The following is a 17,397-nucleotide window of genomic DNA, read 5'->3' as shown; positions in this document are numbered from 1 at the left end:
CGATTTTCCATTATCAAAGAATACCCGCATACAACTTGGGGAAATCTGCATGTCACATCACGAATATTGAATTCCCCAGGCGCTCTCTGTCATCTGACAGCTATGACGTTTTTTCGTTGTAACTCCCCCATAGGGAAAGTAACTAAGCTTGGCAAGTTCCCTGTATTTATATTGATTACAGACGCCTTTCGTCGATGAAATATCGATTATTCATCTTTCCAAAAAGACAGAGTACTTCATAACTGATAGTCTCCATCCAGGATGCAATCTCGTCGGCGTTAACCTCAGCATCACCTGATTTACCGAGAAGCACGACTTCTTCCCCAACAGATACATCTTTAATCTCTGTTACGTCAACCATCGTGAGGTTCATTGAAATACGTCCAACTACCGGTGCCCTTTGTCCTCGCACAAGCACCTCCGCCTTATTGCTGAGACAACGAAGATATCCGTCCTCATAGCCCACAGGTATCAATGCGATTTTGGATGGCCTGGTGGTGGTAAACAAATGCCCGTATCCCAGCCCAGAATTACTCGCAACTTCGCGAACCTGCAAGATACGACTTACAAAACGCATTACCGGCTGCAACAGCTCATCATCACTATATTTTGCCCGGCCGGATTCGCCATCTGCGTAGTACCCATACAAAGAAATGCCAGGACGCACCATTTGCAGCTGCGCATCTTTTACAGTAAACAAGCCACCGGAATTAGCTATATGACAACAACATGTTGCGGGTAAGTCATCACGTACAGATGCAATACAACGGTTAAAAACATCAAGTACCATAGCTGAATGCCTGCCATCAGCAGCATCGGCCATGGGCAGATGGGCCAAAATTCCAGCGGGATAAAGATTTTTTGCGGCATTTACCTTGTCAACAAGACGTCGAAAATCTGCAGGTACAGTACCCTGCCGCCCCATTCCCGCATCCATTTTCAAATGAACGCCAACTCTTTTTTGCAGTCGGCCTGCAGTCGCATCCAGTGCTTGAATAGCTTCGTCGTCAACAATCACAGGCGTTAAATCATGGTGCAATGCCGTTTCCACCGTATCCGGAATAATACCCGCCAAGATAAAAACAGGCAATGTCAGACCTGCCTTCCGCAAGACGACACCCTCCACAACTTCAGCCACCCCAAAAGCAGCTGCGCCTTCTGCAGCCAGTACCCGGGCACAATCAACCATACCATGACCGTAAGCATCAGCCTTAACCATGGCCATGACGCCGGCTTCCCCGGCCATTTTCTTGCATATGTTGAAATTATGCCTCAACGCTTCGGCACTGATTTCAACTCTATTTAACGATTCCATTTCCTCGTATACTCCTCACCCAGGCTTGCCAACCCAAACGACTTGAACAACACAATGCCCAGCCAACGGCACAATATAAGGTGCCGGTCCAGGAACCTACCGCTCCAATCCTGCGTACCACCACTCCCGTAAGCATCATGCCAAAGACCAATAACCAGCTCTTCCACGAATACACGGCACCAAGACAGGTTCCGTCTTGAAACGCCGCAATTCGCTGTATGGACTTTCGGGCAGTTTTATCAAGAATCAGCACAGATTTGAGTGTGCCGACAAGCATTGCTAATGTGAGTAGATAGAAACGACTATGGACTGGTATCCAACCACAGCCACGATATATAAGCATGAAGCCCACAGCCGTCCAGAGAAACGGTGCGGCAAAAAGATGAACAGACCTACTGACAGCCGGTTTCAACGACATGGTAATCCCTAAACATACCTGTCCCGGCTTTCTCACTCTTTTCTGAGAAACAACTGAACAACCGGAACTTGCAAGAAAGAAAGCGTAAAATATAGCAACAGGCGATTTCAGTCAGAGGGTGGCACGCCCCCTGTCATGAAAAAATCGATCACAGGATCTTGATCTGGAGAAAATCAGAAAAAGTCCCTAAAACACGATAAGCCCACTCCAGCGGAGTGGGCTTATATAATTTCGTCTGCTAAAACGACGAAACTTACACTTCTGTAACGGTGATAGCACCTTCAGGACAAACCTCTACACAGGTTTCACATCCCAGACACTCATCAGCTTCTACAGGCTCGGCTTTTCCGTCAACCATTTCGAAAACCTGAGCTGGGCAAGCTGCTACACACTCTTCATCACCAGTACATTTATCTTTATCAACAACGATCTCCCACATGATACTACCTCCAAAAAAAATAGATTAAAAATGTTACTACCTCTGCGGGTAGGTAATCCTTTTGCGCAAAGTAAAACGAGCAAGCAAAATTGATTTTCCTCTACAGGACCGGGATGTCTTTGTCAAGATAAAATATGCGGAGCGCATCCATATAAAAATCAATGAGCGCAGGAGTTAACAATCTGGAATGGATATTTTTTATATCATTGAAAAAAAAACACGCTTTTATATTGACCCAACTGCCCAGTTAGGAATAACTTAATCTTCTGATCCACGCATGATTCATCCACAGCGCTGTGGAAAAACAATACATGTAACGTTAAACAGGTCTCTTTTTTCCGAGACACGAAAATTGGCAGGTTTCATGAAACAGAAAAAACAACGATCAACCCCGGAACAGGGCGAACAGGCTATGATTGAAGCTATCATTGAAGGGAGCCCTGATGCCATTGGCGTAGCAGTAATTCGCCTGAATTGTGGCTGCAGAAAGATGGCGGCTGTAGATAAACACGGCGATCCAGCCAGTAAGATACTCATGTACAAGGACAACGCCCAGTCCATCTGTGAACTTTGTAAAAAGGATAACGGCAGTTTCGCCCGTGTCATACATCAGTTTATAAGCTGGAAAACACCGGAACCGGACGCAATAACTAAACAGACGATCATTGCCAAAGTCCTCGGAACAGAACACTGAACCTGTTGAACCATGCAATTCTCAATCAGCCACCAGTATTCAAGCGAACAGTTGGAACTCAAGAAACATAGCACGGCAATCCCGACAGTACAATTTCCCCCTCTTTCCCGGCACAAATTTTTTTTTGATATTTGCAGAAAAACAGAGGTCTTATTAGAATCTTGGGGGCATATCCCATATAATCATTTACATGTAAAACCGTAACCAAAACAGGGCTATGTTATGCAAAAACTCATCTGGTTGTTTCTCTGTTTCTTTCTAGTCCCCCCCCCTTCCCAGGGAGCTGCCCGGCAATTACATTTGGGAGTGGTAACAGCACCTGGGGCAGCCCAAAATATTGCAGCAGAAAGATTCAAAAAAATCTTAGAAGATAGCTCCGATGGACAACTTACGGTAAAAATCTCGCATTCAGCCTCAATAGGCGATGAGACCAAAATATTGCAGCAACTCCAAAAAGGAACGATCCAACTGGCCGTTGTGACGCTCAAATCCCTTGAAAGTTTTACCCCCATCGTACGGGTCATCAATTATCCTTTTCTGTTTGAAAGTCCACAGCAAGCCGACGAAATTCTTGACGGCCCCCTGGGAAAAGAAATCTTCAACGCCCTCGATCCCCTCGGGTTTAAGGGGTTGGCTTTTTCTGAAAATGGTTTTCGCAGCCTGTCCAACAGCCGCCAGCCCGTAAAAACAGCGGACGACGTAAAAGGCCTGAAAATCAGGGTAACATCCGCTCCGCTACATAAGGCGACATGGCAAGCCCTGGGAGCCCTGCCGACTCCAATGCCCTGGCCCATTTACTCTGATCTTGAAAGAGGGGTGATAGACGGACAGGAGAATCCGCTCTGGGTCATGGAAGTTTACAATTTTTTTGAAGTGCAGAAATACCTTACCACGACCAATCATACATATTCCGCCCACATTGACCTTGCCTCCACGCTCTGGTGGAAGAAGCAATCTGCTCAGACACAGCAACTCGTCCAGAACGCAATGTATCAGGCGGCTGTCTATCAGCGGCAGGCTAACCGGGCAGATGAAGCTGAACGCCTTCAGGTGTTAAAGGAAAAAGGGATGATAGTGGAAGAGCATCCGGATATACAATCATTCCGCACCAAGGTAGCCGACCTCAAAGGACTTGATTTTTACCAAGAACCTCAGGTCCAGAAGCTACTGGTCAAGATACTTGAGGCCACAGGCAGATGACTGGCTGTTGTTACTCAGTAAAAGATGCACCTCCGCCCACTTAATATTGCAAACACTATTTTTCAGAAACAATACCGTCCTGGAGAAAAAAAGAATCCCCAAGACACCCTTTGGGGAACTAAAAGCTCACCACCTGATTCCGACCGCCCTCTTTGGCACGATACAAGGCCTGGTCTGCCTGCTCCAGCAAAAGCTGGACATTAGCGCCCTTGCCGTCGTTTACAGGTATACAGGAAACACCGATACTGATAGTCACCTTCCATGTTTGCTCACGGTCGGCAAAAGAGGTACTTTCCACCAGCTTCCGGAGTTGCTCTGCTTTCCCGTGTGCTGATTGCAGATCGGTATCAGGCAAAGCAATGACAAATTCTTCTCCCCCATAACGTGCTACCAGATCACCTGCGCGAGTGTTTTTCAACAAGAGTTCCCCTATGGTTTTCAGTACATAATCACCAAAAGCATGGCCACAGGAATCGTTGACCTTTTTAAAAAAATCGATATCAAAAAAAAGACAACTCAGTATCTGCCCATTGCGCGTGTGCCGGGCAACCATTGCCTGGGTGTTTTCATTGAAATAGCGCTTGTTGTAGAGCCCTGTCAGGCTATCTCTTACTGCAAGTTCGTAAAGGTTCTGGTTTACCTTTTCAAGCTGGTTAATATAATTGCGCAGATCCAGTTGGTTCCTTACTCGCGCAAGCAACTCTTCAGCAATAAAGGGTTTTACCAGGTAATCTCTAACACCCATTCGAAACATTGTGAGAATCATATCAGTATTGGCGTTTCCACTGAAAAACAATGTTTGCAAATTTTCTGCCTGGGGTAACTGCCGGAGCAAATACAAGAACTCATCGCCATTCATCCTTGGCATACATATGTCAAAAATCACCAGATCGATATGCTTATAATTTGCAAGAAACAGGTCATATCCTTCCTGACCGTCACATGCTTCAAAAATGGTAACCCCAATGCACTTCAGCGAATTTGATACCAGTTGCCTGACCAAAGGATCGTCGTCAACAAGTAGCACTCCCATGCCTTCATATTCCTTTTCTGGCTTGAGCAACCGATTGACCGCCTTTGCGATATCACCTCTTTTAAATGGCTTGGAAATAAACTCCAGGCTGCCTAGCTGGAATCCCCGGCGTCTATTTTCCATGGTATCGTTTGCAGAAACAAAAAGCACCGGCACAGGAGACGCCTCTTTACCAAAAAGTCCCTTGGCTTCCTGCTGTCGTAACAACTCACAGCATGTGAAGCCATCCATTCGAGGCATATCAATATCCAGTGTAATCAAATCTGGCGGGCTCTCCATCCAGGCGAGGGAACTCACGGCCTCCAGACCATCCTGAAAGAGAATTGTTTCATAGCCTTCTGCATTCAGCTCACGGCGTATAATGGTTCGCATGGTTGCACTGTCATCCACAACCAGCACTGTTGGAGGATTCTGCTCTTGGTTCATTTTCTGCCTAAACAGCTAAAATTCAATTAAAAAGTCTCTGTCATCATTTTCATACCTGGCCAGGTAGAAAAGGATTATGAATACAATATCGTACATACTGTTAGTGTAGCACTCTCCCGGCAACCATTCCAATATAACCGAAAATATTTTTACACGCTCTCCACCGGTCTTCTTTATGGTGTGAATTCCTCCCTGCTGATTGCTGGCATGCTAACCTGCAATCTGTCTGTTTTCATTTCAAATTTATAAGAAATCCAGAATGAATACCCATGAACACCGCAAGACAAACGGACCTCCGCAGGCCCCCCAGCTGGAAAAGAGGCGTGTTTGCCGAAGAAAAATACCCTTGTGAAAACACAGTGCCGATGCTAGGATTACGCAGCCTGACGGTCTAAAAATTCAGCAGTCGGTCAAGGGGATACACTGCTGTTTTGTCTCTATCCTCCTGAAGAGTATTTTCCAACAAGCCCGCTTTTTTTCCTCGATTCGCAGTTCCCACCTATTTTGCACTTGCAAAATCCCCACAAAACATGAATACTGTCAAAATTGCACATCTTGCACAACGCCTTTGTGGATTTTGCACACAAGACCTAAACCGCCCGGCACAAAACACTCCCTGCCACGGTTGTTCTTGTCCGCTTCTTCTCCACAGATACATCGTCATAGGACAAGGCGTAGATTCTTTTCTCTCTACAGATGCATCGCGAGCATGGTTTACGAAGTCAAAGTCAACGAACTGGCCGAAGAATTCGGGGTTCACAGAAACACCATTCGAAACTGGATCAACTCCGGCACCCTCCCTGCTCAGGAAGGACCGGGAAGGCGTTACCTTATCCAGCTGGAAGATTACCGTAAATTATGCGAAAAGTATGGACGCACACCTCGTATTGATGTTACGCAATCCCCTGTCCAGCCCCCCCTCGACACAGAGCTCCCAATAGACAATTTTGACACGGAACCAAGCCTTCTTACCGGCAAAAGCAGCAGCCTGTACAGCGAACCTGCCCTTGCAGACACCTGCAATACATGTGGCAGCTGTGCCAGTTCCTGTCCGATTTCAGGTGTTGACGGCCTTGATCCAAGAAAAATTGTTCGCATGGCCTTTTTGGGCTTTGAAGAAGAACTTCTGGCCTCTGATTGGCCATGGAAATGCACTCTATGTGGGCGTTGTGAAGAATCCTGCCCGATGAATGTTCGTATCGTTGAACTCATGCGTGCCCTGAGAGCCAGCAGGCCCCGTGGTAAAGTGCCAAGCCCTATACAAAAGGGGATCACCACCTGCCTTGAAAAAGGGAATAATCTCGGCATTCCAAAGACTGATTTCATGGACCTGCTTTCTTCTCTGGGGAAAGAGTTACACAACAGCGACTGTCCTGGCTTCAGCACCCCCATAGATGTTCGTGGCTCCAGACTCCTTATCACCATAAATTCCAAGGAACCTTTTGCCCAACCGGAAAACATGACATGGTGGTGGCGAATATTCCACGCAGCCAAGGAATCCTGGACTATTTCGTCGGAAAACTGGGAAGGCGTAAACTGGGCGCTCTACTCAGGTGACGACAACGCCATGAAAACCATTGTTGAACGTATTGTCGACAACATGGAGCGGCTAAACTGTCAGGCTTTGCTCCTCCCTGAATGCGGGCATGCCTACTATGCAACCAGACTCGGATTGCAGCGATGGTTTCCGGAAACTCTGGAAAAATTCACTGTCTACTCTGTTTTCGATCTGTTAATGGAGTATATCAGTGAGAAAAGAATAACTCTGGATAACACCACCCACACCCAGCTGACGGCTATCCATGACTCATGTAATTACGGAAGAAAATCCCTGAAAACTTTTGGCAACGCTTTCTACGAGGAGAGCCGGGCAATTGTTCAGGCATGTTGCCCCAACTACACAGAACTTCTGCCAAACAGAAACGACACCTATTGCTGCGGCGCTGGCGGTGGCGCCTGGGCAAGCCCCTACACCGTGGAACGCGTATATTATGGCAGCAAAAAAGCCCGCCAGATCAAAGAATCAAAGGCAAAGCTGATAGTGACTTCATGTCATAACTGCAAAGATCAAATGGAAAAATCTCTAAATCGTGAGTTTGATCTTGATATCGAAGTAAAATACATATGGGAGCTGGTTGCACAATCACTGACCAGGGTACTTTCCTGAAATCGAAAGTATTTCACGCCCGAGAACCTGAGGCGTATCACGGCTTTGCTACCCCGGCACAGAGTATGATGCAGCAGATAATTCACCTTTATCATAGCGATTTGCGAAACCGGGCACTCTCGTATGCACCCAGAAATAGACAATACCAACCGCCGGGACAGCTTTGTCCCCAAGGGAAACTACACAGGTTGCTGATTCATGCCAGAGGGTAAAAAAATTGGTGCAGTCATGGTGGTCGGAGGTGGCATTGCTGGTATGCAGGCTGCTCTTGACCTCGCTGACGCTGGATTCTTCGTGTACCTGATAGAAAAAAGCGGGGCAATAGGTGGAGCCATGCCCCAATTTGACAAAACCTATCCAACCAATGACTGCTCAATGTGTATCATTGCGCCCAAACTGGTGGAATGTGGCCGTCACCGTAATATTAAGATCATTACTCTGGCAGAAGTTGAACAGATTCAGGGAACCGAGGGTGACTTTACAGCCCACGTCAAAGAATCCCCGCGCTACATTGACCAGGAGCGCTGTATTGCCTGCGGCCAATGTTCCAATATCTGCCCGGTTTCAACCGAGGATGATTTCAATTGCAGCCTTGGTCCACGCAAAGCAATTTTCATAAAATATCCGCAGGCTGTACCATTAAAATACGAAATTGACAGCGGGGTCTGCCTGCACCTGAAAAACGATAAAGAGTGTGGTATCTGCCGTGACATCTGCCCGGCCGAAGCCATCATTTTTCACGATACACCCAAACATCACGAAATACATGTAGGCGCTATCATACTCGCGCCCGGTTTTCAGGCCTTCAACCCACAAAAAAGAAGCATCTGGGGGTTTGGGAAATTCCCGAATGTCCTATCCTCAATGCAGCTTGAACGCATTCTTGCCCCCACCGGGCCCACCGGTGGAGTATTGGCCAGACCATCGGATAATTCATCTCCCAAGAGTATCGCCTTCCTGCAGTGCGTGGGCAGCCGGGATAAAAACCACTGCAATAACGAGTACTGCTCTTCAGTATGCTGTATGTCCGCGATCAAAGAAGCCATCATGATCAAGGAGCTGCTTCCCGAAGTAGAAATCACAATCTTCTACACAGATATGCGTACCCACGGCAAAGATTTCGACAGATACTTTAACCGCAGTCAAAAAGAATACAATATCCAATACACCAGGGCAAAAATACACAGCCTTGAGCCCGGAGATCGCAAAGGTAGCCTCAGATTGCACTATGCCAATGAACAGGGACGACAGGTTGAAAAGTTTTTTGACATGGTCATCCTTTCCGTTGGCCTGGAAACGCCTGATTCCGCTATCATCCTTGCCGAGCGCATGGGGATTCACATCACACCCGACCGCTTTGCCTCCATCTCAGCTTTCATGCCTGTATCCACCTCCAAAAAAGGTATCTTTACCTGTGGGGCATTTAATGGTCCCAGAGATATCCCCCAGGCTGTCATAGGTGGTTCTGCCGCAGCGGCTTGCGCGGAAGAATTATTGAGTGCAGCACGATTCCAACAGACAGCTGAGATAAGCTACCCAGAGGAGCGACACCATCAGGAAGGCCAACCGCGCATAGGTGTATATGTTTGTCACTGCGGTACCAACATTGCCGGTGTAATTGATGTGGACAATGTGGCAACGTATGCCAGAACCCTTCCTGGCGTGATACATGTTGAACAAAACCTCTTTTCCTGTGCCCAGGACACCCAGGATTTTATAACACAACAGATACGCGAAAAAAATCTCGACAGCATCGTTGTTGCAGCCTGCAGCCCGCGAACCCACGAACCCCTCTTTCGTCAGACCCTGAAAGCTGCCGGCATCAATGAATTCCTCATCGAGATGGCCAATATCCGCAATCAAGACGCATGGGTCCATAAGAATACTCCCGGAATGGCTACGGAAAAAGCCAAAGACCTTATCCGTATGGCCGTTGCCAAGGTAACACTGCAAAAACCCCTACACCCCATTAAGGTTCCGGTTATTGCTCGCGCACTTATTATTGGCGGCGGTGTCTCGGGCATGACCTCGGCCCTCAACCTCGCCGGCCAGGGGTTCAAGGTTGAGCTGATCGAAAAATCCTCACTCCTTGGAGGCAACGCCCTACACCTGTATCAGACATGGAGCGGAGAACATGTCCCCCTGTATCTCAAGGAACTGCAGGAAAAAGTCTTTGAACAGGAAAACATAACCGTACATCTGAAGACAACTGTCACCGGGTCGACCGGCCACGCCGGACATTTTAAAACCGTTATAAAAAGTGGCAGCGGGCGCAAGAAAACCATTGAACATGGTGCCACGATCATTGCTTCTGGTGGAAAACGATATATTCCAAAAGAATTCAGTTATGGAAAAATACCCAATGTGGTCGCTTCCATAGAATTTGACAAACTGCATATGCACAACGAAGTGCGCATTGCCAACGGAGAGTCCTTTGTTTTTATTCAATGTGTCGGCTCTCGCAACACACAGCGCCCTTACTGTTCAAAATCATGCTGCACCCATTCGATCCAAAGTGCAATCAAGCTGAAAAAAGAGGTGCCCAGTCGACGTATTTACATCCTCTATAGAGAAATTCGCACCTATGGACAACGAGAAAGAATTTATAACCAGGCCCGCGAGCTCGGTATAATTTTTATCAATTACGAACTTCACGGAGAACCGACAATTGCCGAAGGGGAAAAGGGGGCCCTGGTACAAGTGTATGACCACGTACTGCACCGCCCTCTGGAAATTGAAGCAGATCTGGTTATCCTTGCTTCGGCAACGCTATCCAATCCGGACTCCAAAGACCTGGCAAATATTTTCAAACTGCCTTTAAACAGCGATGGTTTTTTTCAGGAAGCGCATGTCAAGTTGAGGCCTGTGGAGTTCAACACCGATGGAATATTTGTAACAGGACTTGCCCATTACCCAAAACCCGTGGAGGAATCGATTTCCCAATCCCTTGCAGCAGCAGCCAAGGCGTCTGCATTACTCAGTAAAAAGACAATTGAACTGGACCCCATCACTGCAATTGTCGACCTTGAACATTGCGATGGTTGCGCATTATGCATTGAAGCATGTCCATATGCTGCCATCACCTTGGTTGAAACGGCAACCAGTGATGGAGAAGAACACAAAATCGTGGAAATTGATCCTGCATTGTGCAAAGGATGCGGAATTTGCCAGGGAATTTGCCCCAAGAGGGGCGTCAATATCACTGGTTTCGATTATGACCAGCTCCTTGCCCAGATCGAGGCAGCACTTCAACCTGCACAAGGGCACTCCCAGGCAACACCTGCACCTCCAGAACAGTCACATGGAAAATGAAATTAAAATAATAGCTTTTTGCTGCAATTGGTGCTCCTACGCAGCGGCAGACCTGGCCGGCATCTCACGCCTGCAATATCCCTGTTCTGTACGCATCATTCGCGTCATGTGTTCAGGCATGGTGCACCCGGATATGGTCATCCACGCCTTAAATCAAGGTGCAGATGGAGTAATGCTGCTGGGCTGCCTGCTTGGAGAGTGCCATTACCAGGACGGCAACTACAAAGCTCTTGCGCGCGCAGAAGTCATTGAAGAAGTACTTGATGATTTGGGATATGAAGAAGAACGGTTTACAATAGCCTGGCTCTCTTCAGCCGAGCAGGATAAACTGGTTGAAGCCATCAATCAAATGCATCAGTCGCTTCTGGACCTGAAATCAGAAACCCCATAATCAGCCGGGCTCCTATACATTACGGAATTGGCTTTCTACAGATTGTACCCAACGCAGTGATATAACATGGCAGAAAAGAAAAGAAAAAAGTACCGCAAACCGGTTCGCGTCGAGTGCCCAAGTTGCGCCTGCGGATACGTGGGACACATGACCGCAGATGAACTAAAAGAACGAGCTGCCCACGATGACGTCGACTTGGCCTGTCCTGCCTGCGGCCTGATTCATCTTAGCCAGGAAGAAATAGACGAACTCGAGCAACAAAAAATCGTTGATTCTCCCCAATACAAAAAACTTTGCAAAGAAGTTGAAGCCTATCAATAATTTTTTTTACAAATTCATTACAGACTAGATCACATAATCCCATCAATATTAATTATGCAAAGTATGCAAATTGTTCATTCATGCAAAAACAGGTGCATTATTTGTACAGGTGCGATAGAGTGCATAGTATAAATTGATGCCCGTCCATCCTTTTTTACTTTTGACTCCAAAGCAAAAAGACTGGCCTCCTGGAAGGCCACTTACGGACAGGCACTGGCTGAAATACGGTGCCCTGGAAAATAGTGACAGTTTCAAACATTTTCCAGGCCAGGTGACCATGTACAAGGCATAAGAATACGGGTTAAAGGTTGCATGCACCCTGCTGACACGACACACAAACAGTACAACCTGACAGTTCAGGGCATAGTTCAAGGGGTGGGATTTCGTCCTTTTGTTTACCGCCTTGCAAAAGCTCTCGACATACGGGGTACTGTGGCCAACTCTGAAACCGGAGTACACATCCGGATCACTGCGCCTCAAGCGGCATGTAACGAATTTACGGCACGACTCAGGACAGAAGCGCCTGCAATGGCACATATCGCCGATATTAACATCAGTATGCCTTCTGATTTCGAAAACTTTCCTGATTTCACAATTTGCGAAAGTTCCCAACAGGGCAAGGCAACTGTGCCGATTACTCCAGATATTGCTATCTGCGAAGACTGCAGGTCTGAAATTCTCAATCCCAATGACCGCAGATACGGTTACCCCTTCACCAACTGCACAAACTGTGGCCCACGTTTTACCATAGTCGAAAAAGTACCCTACGACAGGCCCTTTACATCCATGCGGCATTTTGCGATGTGCCCTGCCTGTGCCGAAGAATACCATGACCCGCTTAACCGAAGATTTCACGCCCAGCCCAATGCCTGCCACCAATGTGGCCCCCAACTCAGCTGGCATGACAACAGGGGACGGGAGATAGATACTGACGATTGTATCAGAAATGCAGCGACAGCCCTGGGACAGGGGAGAATAGTAGCCATAAAGGGACTCGGCGGTTTTCACCTGGCCGCGGATGCGACATCCACTGAGGCAGTCGCTGAACTCAGACTACGAAAAAGGCGTCCGGATAAACCCCTGGCAGTAATGGTGCCTGATCTGGAAACAGCTCTTCAGCTTTGCCACCTTTCCGACGAAGAACAGAAAGCGCTCTGCTCACCCCAGAGTCCCATAGTACTTGCGCGATACAAAGCACAAAACATCCTTGCCCCCAACCTCGCATACGGACTGGGTATTGTGGGTATAATGCTACCCTATACCCCACTGCACGTCCTGTTGTTTGCAACCCCTCAAGCCCCGGAGGCACTGGTCATGACCAGTGGCAATATCAGCGGCCAACCAATCTGTATACGTAATCAGGACGCCCTTGCCCGCCTGCATACCATGGCTGATTACTTTCTCCTCCATAATCGGGATATCGTTACGCGGGTGGACGATTCTGTTGTGCGACTCATTGGCGGCGCCATACGAACCATTCGCCGGGCAAGAGGCTTTTCACCGGTCGCCATTCCCCTCGCTGCGACCACGGAAGACATTCTGGCATGTGGGGCTGAAATGAAAAACACCTTCTGCATCGTCAGAAATGGCGAAGCATATCTCAGCCAACACATAGGAGAACTTTCGACCCCTGAATGTGAAGATTTCTATCGAGAAAGCATTGATCACCTGCAAAAAGCACTGCAATGTTTTCCCCAGCAGGTCGCCTGTGACCTGCACCCGGATTACCTCAGTACACGTTATGCAGCTTCCCTGAACATTCCCTTACAGCCAGTGCAGCACCACCACGCACACGCTGCCGCTGTCATGGCTGAACATAACCTGGACGCCCCCTGTATGGCTCTTATTTTCGACGGCACAGGATATGCTGAAGACGACACTGTTTACGGTGGCGAACTTTACGAAGTTGGCAGGTACCATTACCGCAGATTGGCACATCTCTCCCACTTACGTCTTCCAGGAGGAGATATGGCTGCCAAAGAACCATGGAGAATGGCCATATCTTTGCTTTATGAATCCTGCACACCAGAACAACTGGAACAAGCCCTCTCTCAGCTCCCAGCCATGGCTACCATTGAAGAGTCCAGGCGAAACCTGCTACTGCAGATGCTTGAAAAACAGGTCAACAGCCCACTGAGCTCCAGCTGCGGCAGACTTTTCGATGCTGTTTCAGGATTACTGGGCATATGCCCGGTCAGCACCTACGAAGGACAGGCCGCCATGCTTCTGGAGGCCTGCGCCAGTGCCCATGAGCCCACACATGATCCAGCTCCACGCTATCCCGTTCACCTGGTTGAACACGGATCGTTATACACAATAGATCATCGTCCTCTTGCCAGGGAACTCATTCGTGATATTCTATGGGCGCAGCCCCTGGAACAAATAGCTTATGACTTTCACCAGTGGCTGATCAGCTCAGCGGTACATCTTCTGATACAATACAGGAAAATCAATAACGTCAATACCGTTATTCTTTGCGGTGGCTGCATGCAAAACAAACTCCTGTTCGAAGGCCTGGAAGACAGGCTTCAGCGTGCAAACTTCACCGTTTACAGCGGAATACAGGTTCCGACTAATGATGGAGGGATCTCCCTGGGACAGGCATTTATCGCCGGAGCGCCGACCGAAAAAGGAAACGGACCACCCCAACCATTCACCAGAAATACGCTGACAATGTAACAGGAAACAAAGAGAGGACCCTATGTGTTTAGCCGTACCCATGCAGGTTGTTGAATTAAAAGGAACCGAAGGAGACTTCAGTGATCCCCTGGTTGCCCTGGTCAACACCGATGGAATACAAAAAGAAGTGCGCCTGGAAATGGTCGATAGAATACCGCAAGTGGGCGACTATGTGATCATCCATGCCGGGTTTGCGATTCATTCATTAAGTGAAGAAGAAGCAAAAATCAATCTTGACCTCATGCGTCAAATGGCCGAGGCCCTGGAACGGGAAGGCCGCCTTCCGGACCAAGAACAATGAAATGTGCCGATGAATTCAGAAGCAGGGAAATCACAGCCCCCCTGCTACAGGAACTTCAGAAAACCGTAGACAAACCCATTCGCATCATGGAGGTTTGCGGGACACACACAATGTCTATTTTCCGCCACGGCATACGATCCCTGCTCCCACCTGAGGTTACACTTCTTTCTGGTCCGGGATGCCCGGTGTGCGTTACCCCGGCGAGCCACATCAATGCCTTTGTAGCAGCTGCGTCTCTTCCCGAAACCATCGTGACAACCTTTGGCGACCTGATCAGGGTACCGGGTACTTCGGGCTCCCTTGCCGACGCAAGGTCACGGGGAGGACAGGTTGAAATCGTCTATTCCCCCATGGATGCCCTCAGCCTTGCACAAAACAACCCGAAAAAAAATATTGTCTTTCCTGCCATAGGCTTTGAAACAACAGCACCCACAATTGCTGCGACAGTGCTGATGGCAAAAAACCTGGAGATTAAAAACTTTTTTATTCTGAGTGCCGGCAAGACCATGCCCAGTGCCCTCAAACAACTTATGGGCGATCCTGACCTAGCGGTTGACGGACTCCTGTGCCCAGGCCATGTCAGTGCCATCATTGGCAGTGACGCCTACCTTCCCATTGCACGCGACTACAAACTCTGTTGCGCTGTCGCTGGCTTTGAGCCGGCAGACATCCTGGCAGGACTCCTCAGTCTTGCCGGACAAATACAAAGAAAGGCACCTACTGTCGAGAATTGTTACACCAGAGCGGTAACTTCCCAGGGCAATCTCAGGGCATCCCAACTCATGCACCAAGTCTTTATGGAAACAGATTCTGAATGGAGAGGTCTTGGCACAATCCCCGACAGCGGCCTTGAACTCAGAGAAGAATTTGCCTGTTTCGATGCAACGCGACAACTTGATATTCATCCAGAACCCGCCGGGGAGCCGAAAGGCTGCAAATGCGGCGACATACTCAAGGGGCATTTACTCCCCCCGGACTGCCCCCTTTACGGCACGCGATGCACTCCGCTTAACCCTGTGGGCCCATGCATGGTGTCCAGCGAAGGTACCTGTGCCGCATTTTACCGCTATAGCGATAAAAAATAGATACTTAACACTAGAACTTCAGAGCTGAACAGAGTGAAACATGGATAAAAAAACGATCAGCCTTGATCACGGCAGCGGTGGATTGGCAAGTCAAAAACTCATAGGAGAACTGTTTCTCAAGTACCTTACCAGCCCAGCCCTTGCAAGCCTGGAAGATTGCGCTGTTCTGGACGAACAAACAGGCCGTATAGCCATGAGCACTGACAGTTATGTCGTTACCCCTCTCTTTTTTCCTGGTGGGAACATAGGAGAGCTGGCTGTAAACGGAACGATTAACGATCTGGCCATGCGAGGTGCACGCCCAATAGCATTAAGCCTTGCCTTGATCATTGAAGAAGGTTTTCCCCTGGACGATTTGGAAAAAATAATCCAGACCATCGGCAGAGTGAGCGAAGAGGCTGGTGTGGCCATTGTCACCGGAGACACCAAGGTTGTCCCCAAAGGAGCAGCAGACGGGCTCTTCATCAATACCACAGGCATTGGCGTTGTCGCCCACCACTGTAATATATCAGGCAAGCGCGCTAAACCTGGAGACAAGGTGATTATTTCGGGAAGCCTGGGAGATCATGGCATAACCATCATGAGCAACCAGGCAGGAATTGACATAGGCGGAGATATTGCAAGTGACACTACCTCCCTGCACAACCTGGTTGCCTCCATCCTCGAACCGGAAACCTGTGACGTACACGTCATGCGAGATCCTACAAGAGGTGGTCTGGCCACCACACTCTGTGAAATTGCCCAATCTTCCAAGGTGAATATTATTCTGGAACAGGACAAACTCCCCATCAAACCCTCGGTAAACACAGCCTGCGAAATAATAGGCCTTGACCCTCTCTACCTGGCCAATGAAGGGAAATGCCTCATTATCTGCACAGCCTCAAGAGCTGAGCAACTGGTTAAAATCATGCGGCAAACGCCTGAAGGAAAAGACAGCGCCATCATTGGCACGGTCAGTACGGTGGAACAGGGTAAAAAACCACGGGTAACCCTGACCACCACCATTGGCGGGACCCGTTTACTTGAGCCACTTACAGGAGAACCATTGCCGCGAATATGTTAGCCGGCATTTCTCATGACTATTGTAAATACATGATTACATCACTTACAAGGCCATTGATCATTAAACGTCTCTGAAAAACAATATGTTTGTCAGGGAAATTAGAACTAGCGATCATCAAAAAATATTCACTTCCAGACAGGCACTACTAAGCCGAAAAGAAAATACACCATGCATGAACTTTCCCTGGCACAGAGCCTCCTTGAGCAGTTACTCGGGTTGGCCAGGCAGCACAACGCAGATACCATAAGCAAAGTCACAGTTATACTTGGCCCTTTTTCAGGGATTGTGGCTGATAGCTTTGACTTTGGTTTCAACATACTTAAAAAAGAGTATCAGGAAACCAAAGAGGCTGAACTGATCCTGGAAAAACCAACTCCTGAATACCTCTGCCTGGAGTGTCAACACATTAGCGCCATGGAGCCAGCAGAATCTCAGATTCCAGGTGTTGCAGGTATAATTACAGGGAAACATTCCTGCCCCAAGTGCAACTCGGACCGTTTATCTCCACAAGGTGGCACGGATCTGATACTCAAACAAATTGAAATGGAGTAAA

At 48.2% G+C, this 17,397-nt stretch carries 15 protein-coding genes; 11 read left to right on the top strand and 4 right to left on the bottom strand.

Annotation, left to right across the window (positions count from 1 at the left end; genetic code table 11):
- Positions 1–175 precede the first annotated feature (175 nt).
- The 3 genes from alr to G493_RS0103775 all read right to left on the bottom strand — a co-directional run bounded on the left by alr (position 176) and on the right by G493_RS0103775 (position 2,172).
- Entirely contained in the window at positions 176–1,315 is a 1,140-nt protein-coding gene (gene alr / locus G493_RS0103785) for an alanine racemase (RefSeq protein WP_028579303.1), read from the bottom strand.
- A complete protein-coding gene (locus tag G493_RS0103780; RefSeq protein ID WP_035273573.1) occupies positions 1,299–1,733 on the bottom strand; it encodes a hypothetical protein in 435 nt (144 codons plus the stop codon). Before G493_RS0103780 ends, alr begins: the two co-directional genes overlap by 17 nt.
- 253 nt (positions 1,734–1,986) lie before the next feature.
- On the bottom strand, positions 1,987–2,172 hold the full coding sequence (locus tag G493_RS0103775) for an ATP-binding protein (protein WP_028579302.1): 186 nt from the start codon (positions 2,170–2,172) through the stop codon (positions 1,987–1,989).
- 364 nt (positions 2,173–2,536) lie between these two features.
- Between G493_RS0103775 and G493_RS0103770 the strand changes: the two genes are divergently transcribed.
- Positions 2,537–2,866, top strand: a complete 330-nt coding sequence (locus tag G493_RS0103770) for a hypothetical protein (RefSeq protein WP_035273570.1) — start codon at positions 2,537–2,539, stop codon at positions 2,864–2,866.
- Positions 2,867–3,088: 222 nt separating this feature from the next.
- The gene (locus tag G493_RS0103765; RefSeq protein WP_035273506.1) at positions 3,089–4,066 is read left to right on the top strand and encodes a DctP family TRAP transporter solute-binding subunit; all 978 of its coding nucleotides are present in this window, start codon (positions 3,089–3,091) and stop codon (positions 4,064–4,066) included.
- A gap of 118 nt (positions 4,067–4,184) precedes the next feature.
- Here the strand turns inward: G493_RS0103765 and G493_RS0103760 are convergent, their stop codons facing one another.
- Positions 4,185–5,525 carry a diguanylate cyclase gene (locus tag G493_RS0103760; protein WP_028579299.1) on the bottom strand — a complete coding sequence of 447 codons (1,341 nt, stop codon included), beginning with the start codon at positions 5,523–5,525 and terminating at the stop codon, positions 4,185–4,187.
- 709 nt (positions 5,526–6,234) lie between these two features.
- Here G493_RS0103760 and G493_RS0103750 point away from each other — a divergent pair.
- The 9 genes from G493_RS0103750 to G493_RS0103705 all read left to right on the top strand — a co-directional run bounded on the left by G493_RS0103750 (position 6,235) and on the right by G493_RS0103705 (position 17,396).
- Positions 6,235–7,692, top strand: coding sequence for a 4Fe-4S dicluster domain-containing protein (locus G493_RS0103750; RefSeq protein WP_035273504.1), 1,458 nt, complete (start codon positions 6,235–6,237; stop codon positions 7,690–7,692).
- Between the two features lie 198 nt (positions 7,693–7,890).
- A complete protein-coding gene (locus tag G493_RS27675; RefSeq protein WP_051308991.1) occupies positions 7,891–11,004 on the top strand; it encodes an FAD-dependent oxidoreductase in 3,114 nt (1,037 codons plus the stop codon).
- The gene (locus tag G493_RS0103740; protein WP_028579297.1) at positions 10,994–11,395 is read left to right on the top strand and encodes a hydrogenase iron-sulfur subunit; all 402 of its coding nucleotides are present in this window, start codon (positions 10,994–10,996) and stop codon (positions 11,393–11,395) included. The genes G493_RS27675 and G493_RS0103740 overlap by 11 nt, the downstream gene beginning before the upstream one ends.
- A 66-nt stretch (positions 11,396–11,461) precedes the next feature.
- On the top strand, positions 11,462–11,716 hold the full coding sequence (locus G493_RS0103735; protein WP_028579296.1) for a hypothetical protein: 255 nt from the start codon (positions 11,462–11,464) through the stop codon (positions 11,714–11,716).
- A 312-nt stretch (positions 11,717–12,028) separates the two neighbouring features.
- Positions 12,029–14,395 carry a carbamoyltransferase HypF gene (gene hypF, locus G493_RS27670; protein ID WP_051308990.1) on the top strand — a complete coding sequence of 789 codons (2,367 nt, stop codon included), beginning with the start codon at positions 12,029–12,031 and terminating at the stop codon, positions 14,393–14,395.
- A 22-nt stretch (positions 14,396–14,417) separates the two neighbouring features.
- Positions 14,418–14,696 carry a HypC/HybG/HupF family hydrogenase formation chaperone gene (locus G493_RS0103720; protein ID WP_028579294.1) on the top strand — a complete coding sequence of 93 codons (279 nt, stop codon included), beginning with the start codon at positions 14,418–14,420 and terminating at the stop codon, positions 14,694–14,696.
- Positions 14,693–15,781: a hydrogenase formation protein HypD gene (gene hypD / locus G493_RS0103715; RefSeq protein ID WP_028579293.1), complete on the top strand. Its 1,089-nt coding sequence runs from the start codon at positions 14,693–14,695 to the stop codon at positions 15,779–15,781. The genes G493_RS0103720 and hypD overlap by 4 nt, the downstream gene beginning before the upstream one ends.
- A gap of 40 nt (positions 15,782–15,821) precedes the next feature.
- Complete coding sequence (hypE, locus tag G493_RS0103710) at positions 15,822–16,844, top strand: hydrogenase expression/formation protein HypE (protein ID WP_028579292.1); 1,023 nt, start codon at positions 15,822–15,824, stop codon at positions 16,842–16,844.
- 168 nt (positions 16,845–17,012) lie between these two features.
- Positions 17,013–17,396 (top strand): hydrogenase maturation nickel metallochaperone HypA/HybF, encoded by a 384-nt coding sequence (locus G493_RS0103705; RefSeq protein WP_028579291.1) that lies wholly within the window; start codon positions 17,013–17,015, stop codon positions 17,394–17,396.
- Position 17,397 lies beyond the last annotated feature (1 nt).

This window comes from Desulfogranum japonicum DSM 18378, assembly GCF_000429945.1.
Lineage (GTDB): Bacteria > Desulfobacterota > Desulfobulbia > Desulfobulbales > Desulfobulbaceae > Desulfogranum > Desulfogranum japonicum.
The sequence above is the reverse complement of the archived record's forward strand: the minus strand, read 5'-3'. Positions and strand labels throughout refer to the sequence as shown.

Coding starts and splice junctions, on each gene's coding strand:
- alr (WP_028579303.1), bottom strand. CDS start 1,315: ATGGAATCGTTAAATAGAGTTGAAATCAGTGCCGAAGCGTTGAGGCAT.
- G493_RS0103780 (WP_035273573.1), bottom strand. CDS start 1,733: ATGTCGTTGAAACCGGCTGTCAGTAGGTCTGTTCATCTTTTTGCCGCA.
- G493_RS0103775 (WP_028579302.1), bottom strand. CDS start 2,172: ATGTGGGAGATCGTTGTTGATAAAGATAAATGTACTGGTGATGAAGAG.
- G493_RS0103770 (WP_035273570.1), top strand. CDS start 2,537: ATGAAACAGAAAAAACAACGATCAACCCCGGAACAGGGCGAACAGGCT.
- G493_RS0103765 (WP_035273506.1), top strand. CDS start 3,089: ATGCAAAAACTCATCTGGTTGTTTCTCTGTTTCTTTCTAGTCCCCCCC.
- G493_RS0103760 (WP_028579299.1), bottom strand. CDS start 5,525: ATGAACCAAGAGCAGAATCCTCCAACAGTGCTGGTTGTGGATGACAGT.
- G493_RS0103750 (WP_035273504.1), top strand. CDS start 6,235: ATGGTTTACGAAGTCAAAGTCAACGAACTGGCCGAAGAATTCGGGGTT.
- G493_RS27675 (WP_051308991.1), top strand. CDS start 7,891: ATGCCAGAGGGTAAAAAAATTGGTGCAGTCATGGTGGTCGGAGGTGGC.
- G493_RS0103740 (WP_028579297.1), top strand. CDS start 10,994: ATGGAAAATGAAATTAAAATAATAGCTTTTTGCTGCAATTGGTGCTCC.
- G493_RS0103735 (WP_028579296.1), top strand. CDS start 11,462: ATGGCAGAAAAGAAAAGAAAAAAGTACCGCAAACCGGTTCGCGTCGAG.
- hypF (WP_051308990.1), top strand. CDS start 12,029: ATGCACCCTGCTGACACGACACACAAACAGTACAACCTGACAGTTCAG.
- G493_RS0103720 (WP_028579294.1), top strand. CDS start 14,418: ATGTGTTTAGCCGTACCCATGCAGGTTGTTGAATTAAAAGGAACCGAA.
- hypD (WP_028579293.1), top strand. CDS start 14,693: ATGAAATGTGCCGATGAATTCAGAAGCAGGGAAATCACAGCCCCCCTG.
- hypE (WP_028579292.1), top strand. CDS start 15,822: ATGGATAAAAAAACGATCAGCCTTGATCACGGCAGCGGTGGATTGGCA.
- G493_RS0103705 (WP_028579291.1), top strand. CDS start 17,013: ATGCATGAACTTTCCCTGGCACAGAGCCTCCTTGAGCAGTTACTCGGG.